Source organism: Stenotrophomonas sp. STEN018, assembly GCF_056760235.1.
On record NZ_JBRREK010000109.1, the window covers coordinates 1 to 4,326 of the forward strand.

4 protein-coding genes are annotated in these 4,326 nt (G+C 64.4%); 1 reads left to right on the plus strand and 3 read right to left on the minus strand.

Translation table 11 applies throughout. From position 1 onward, the window contains the following. Nucleotides 1–161: 161 nt before the first annotated feature. A complete protein-coding gene (locus ACVOMB_RS20665; RefSeq protein WP_481532884.1) occupies nucleotides 162–1,583 on the minus strand; it encodes a M28 family peptidase in 1,422 nt (473 codons plus the stop codon). 253 nt (nucleotides 1,584–1,836) lie between these two features. Here ACVOMB_RS20665 and ACVOMB_RS20670 point away from each other — a divergent pair, with 253 nt between their 5' ends. Continuing rightward, on the plus strand, nucleotides 1,837–2,817 hold the full coding sequence (locus tag ACVOMB_RS20670) for a hypothetical protein (protein WP_481532885.1): 981 nt from the start codon (nucleotides 1,837–1,839) through the stop codon (nucleotides 2,815–2,817). Nucleotides 2,818–2,878: 61 nt separating this feature from the next. Here ACVOMB_RS20670 and mscL read toward each other — a convergent pair whose 3' ends face one another. Beyond that, a complete protein-coding gene (gene mscL, locus ACVOMB_RS20675; RefSeq protein WP_481532886.1) occupies nucleotides 2,879–3,295 on the minus strand; it encodes a large-conductance mechanosensitive channel protein MscL in 417 nt (138 codons plus the stop codon). Nucleotides 3,296–3,353: 58 nt separating this feature from the next. Then, nucleotides 3,354–4,058, minus strand: coding sequence for a fumarylacetoacetate hydrolase family protein (locus tag ACVOMB_RS20680; RefSeq protein WP_481532887.1), 705 nt, complete (start codon nucleotides 4,056–4,058; stop codon nucleotides 3,354–3,356). Nucleotides 4,059–4,326: the final 268 nt, after the last annotated feature.

The following is a 4,326-nucleotide window of genomic DNA, read 5'->3' on the forward strand; positions in this document are numbered from 1 at the left end:
GGGGCGGGAGGGCCGCGGGCGCGCGCCCTGCCTGTCCGGCCGGCTGGGGGCGCGGCGCCTCCCAGCCGCCTCCCCGGCGGGCTGCGCGGCCCCCCCACTACAGAAACCCAAACAAGAAAGGCGCCTTGCGGCGCCTTTCTTGTTTTCAATCCGACAAAAAATCACTCCCTCGGCGGCACCACATCCTTGGCTTCGCTACCAAAGCTGCCTTCAGACTCCGCTGCCAGATAGGCAAACACGGTGTAGGCAGCCACGTTCTGCGCCAATGCCTTCGGGTCGATCTTGTCCAGGGTGTCGTCCGGGGTATGGTGCAGGTCGAAATAATCGGTTCCGTCCTGCGCCAGCCATGCCCAGGCACCGCCCTTGGCAGCCAGCGGGCCTACGTCGGGGCCGGGGCCGCCTTGGTCGGCGCGGTACTCGATACCCAGCGGTGCCAGCGCTTCACCGATCTGGCGGGTGGCCTCGCGCGATTCAGCCGGATTGCCCGAGCCGGTGTTGAAGGCGTAGATGCGGCCCGCGCCGAAGTCGCTTTCGGCGGCGATGTGCTGCTGCACGACTTCGCCCGCCGCCACGCGCGCTGCTGCATACGCCTTGCCGCCGTGTAGGCCCTGCTCTTCGTTGGCGAAGGCGATCACGCGGATGGTGCGCTTGGGTGCCTGCTTGAGCTGACCAATCAGATGGCCAGCGGCCATGGTGATGCCGATCCCTGCGCCGTCATCGATGGCGCCGGTACCCAGATCCCAGGAGTCCAGGTGACCCCCGATCACCACCACTTCCTTGGGCAGGCTGCGGCCGGTGATCTCGCCGATGACATTCTGCGAGGTGTAGCTGCCGTCCCAGCCGCAATCCAGCGCGATGCGGATGCGGGTAGCACCGCGCGCGACCAGACGATTGAGCTGGTCGGCATCCGGGCCGGAGAGTGCGGCCGACGGTACCGGGGTCAGGCCTTCATCAAAACGGGTGATGCCGGTATGCGGCATGCGGTGCGAATCGGTACCGGCCGAACGCATGATGTAGCCGATCGCGCCCTTGCGGATGGCCTCGGACGGGCCACGGCTGCGCACGCTGCCGCCGATGCCATAGTCTGCGCCATCCCGCTTGCGGGTCATGGTGAAGTCGACATAGGCGATCTTGCCGGCCAACGAGCCTTCCGGCGCCGCCTTCAATGCATCCAGACCTTCGAAACGCACGACTTCGGCTTCCACCGTGCCAGCCGGGCTGCCGCCCAGTGCAGTGATGGTCAGCGGCTGCGGATGCGCACCCAGTACCGAGGCGTGCTCGCTGCGGCGTTCCCACTTCGGGAAGGTGACCGGCTCGGTCCACACCTTGTCGAAGCCCAGCGCCTTGAACTTGGCCTTGGCCCATTCCACTGCACGTGCATCGGCTTCGCTGCCGGCCATGCGCGGGCCCACTTCGGTGGTCAACGATTCCACCACCTGCCAGCCGGTGTTGTCCGCCAGCGCCTGTGCGCGCAGTTCGGCGGCCTTGCTCAGCGCCTGCTGCGGAATATGGGTGGGCGCAGCGTTGGCAGCGGCCGAGGAGCACAGCAACAGGAGGGCAAGGGAAAGAGCGCGGCGACGCATAGTCAATTCCAAGGTGATTTGTCGAGTCAGGGTAACAGTGGTTTGTCGTAGGGGAATGTGCCGGTTGGGATGTGTGGAAATCTTGGTATTGGCTAAGTGGTTCCCCTTCTGGCCGCTTTTGTACGCATCCGCTAGACGATATGAGCGGCTAAAACGATGACAGGCAACCACGGGTTTTTCTCGTATTGCGATGCAGCATCACGAGCGAGCCTGAGCACCCCCACCGGTTTGGTGGATAGCTCAGGAACACTTGATGACATTGCGACACAAGACGGCAGGGACGTTGTTGATGCTGGCACTGCCAGCAATCGGATTGGCACAGACGCACTCCATGGACGATGTGCGTTTCACCGGGCCATTGGTCACTCCGGGCCCGGCAGCGATGCCGCAGGGCGAGTTTTTTGCTCAACCGTATTGGATATACAGCCGCACCAGTGGTGTGTACGACGACCACGGCGATCGCCATACGCTGGATGCACACGACAGCAGCCAATTGCTGAGCCTGTTGCTCAGTGGAGGTATCACCGCTCGGCTGACCGGCGAGTTGGTGCTCAATGGCCGCCGCTCGGCGCAGGGCGCGCAGCACAGTGATGGCTACCGCACTGGTGATAGCGCGGCACGGCTGCGCTACCAGTTGCGCGCTGGCGATGCATTGGCCAGCGAGATGACCTTGGCCGCGATGCTGAGCCAATCACTGGCGACCGGGCGGCATGACCACCTGGGTGAGAACACGCTCAACGGACAGGGTAGCGGCGTCTATCGCACCGGCCTGTCGGTGTTGGGGCAGCAGGTGCTGTGGATGCCGAATGGGAGGCCGCTGCGCTGGCGCTGGCAGACCACCTGGAGCCCATCGCCGGGCAGCGTTTCGGTGGTTGGGCGCAGTGTTTATGGCACCGAGCAGAGCTTTCGCGGCAGGCTCAACGCCGGTGCGGCGGTCAGTGGCGCATTGGGGCTGGAATACAGCATCAACCGCAACTGGGTGTTGGCCTTGGATCTGACTGCCAGTACGCAGTCGGGCAATGTGATTGATGGCAGCACCGTCGATGCTTCCGGTCAGCGGAAAGGGTTGCATCAGACTGGCTCACGTAGCCGCGAGTTCAGTGCTGCGCCGGCCGTGGAATACATCATCAACGACCAGGTCGGTGTGCTGTTCGGTGTGCAGGCGTCGTTGCCGGGTGGGCGCAACAGCGCATCCTATGTCAGCCCGCAGGTGTCGATGACGATGACGTTCTAAAGGCTGCAAACGGCAACGGCCGGGGATACCCCCGGCCGTTGCTGGCAGACCTGTAGAGCGGTCAGTGCTTGTTGAGGCCGTCACGGATTTCGCGCAGCAACAGCACTTCCTCGCTCGGCTCGGCCGGTGCGGCGGGCGCATCTTCCTTCTTGCGCGACAGGCGGTTGACCACCTTGACCAGCATGAAGATTGCGAAGGCGACGATGACGAACTGGATCAGTGTGTTGATGAAGTCGCCATAGCCGATCACCACGGCAGGGATTTCCTTGCCGTCGGCGCCGATCTTCGCTGGTGCCAAGGTCCAGGCCAATGCCGAGAAATCGACATTGCCGATCAGCCAGCCGATCGGCGGCATGATCACCTTCTCGACCAGCGAAGTGACGATCTTGCCGAATGCGGCACCGATCACGACACCGACCGCGAGGTCGATGACGTTGCCGCGCATCGCAAATTCCTTGAATTCGCTGATCATTCCCATGTGTTTCTCCTAGGTATGCATGAAGGGGAGCTGGCGCAGACTACTCCACTAGATGTCATCAGGCGATCAAACCTTCGCGGTGTGCGACTTTTCCTAGGCGTGCGCTGAAACGGTCGCCGGGCTGGAGTGCGGCAACACCGGCCGGGGTGCCCATGAAGATCAGGTCGCCGGCACGCAGCGCGTAGAGTTTGGACAACTCATGCAGGATGTCGGCGACGTTCCAGATCATCTGGTCCAGCGTGGACTTCTGGCGCAGCTCGCCGTTGATTTCCAGCGACAGCTCCAGCGGCGCCAGGTCGCCAACCTCGGCTGCCAGCACCAGGTTGCTGACCGGCGCGGAATGATCGAAGCCCTTTGCGATATCCCAGGGGCCGCCCTTGGCCTTGGCGGCTGCCTGCAGGTCGCGGCGGGTCAGGTCCAGGCCGACGCCATAGGCCAGCACCAGGTTCATCGCCTGATCCACGGCGAGCACACCGGCCGGCGCATCCTTGCCCAGCGCCACCACCAGCTCCACTTCGTGGTGCAGGTCGGAGGTGGCGGGCGGATAGGGGATCGCCGCATCGCCGACCACGATGGCGTCGGCTGGCTTCATGAAGAACATCGGCTGGCCGCGTTCGCTGGCCGAGGCCGGCGCGGCAGCGCCCATCTCGCGGGCGTGATCGGCAAAATTGCGGCCGACGCAGTAAATGCGGTGCACCGGGAAGGTGCCGCCACCGACAACCGGGATGCGGGGCAGGGGCAAGGCGGGAATCAGGTCAGTCATGGTTGCGTCCAGGTGAAACGACGCAAAAGTCTAGCGGACGCAGGCATCTGTGTAGAGCGTAGGCACGCTGCGTGCGAAGGCCAATTTGTGGGAGCGGCGTAAGCCGCGAAGCAGATGGTCGATCAGATTGCAGCTATGCCGGTAGTCTCAGTGGTGTCGGCTTGGCGGGGGTAGGCCCGCCCCCCCCCCATGTGGGCCCGGGTGGGGGCTGTGGGGGCAGGGGGGGGGGAGAACGGGGGGGGGGGGGGGGAAGCCCGGCCCCGCGAGT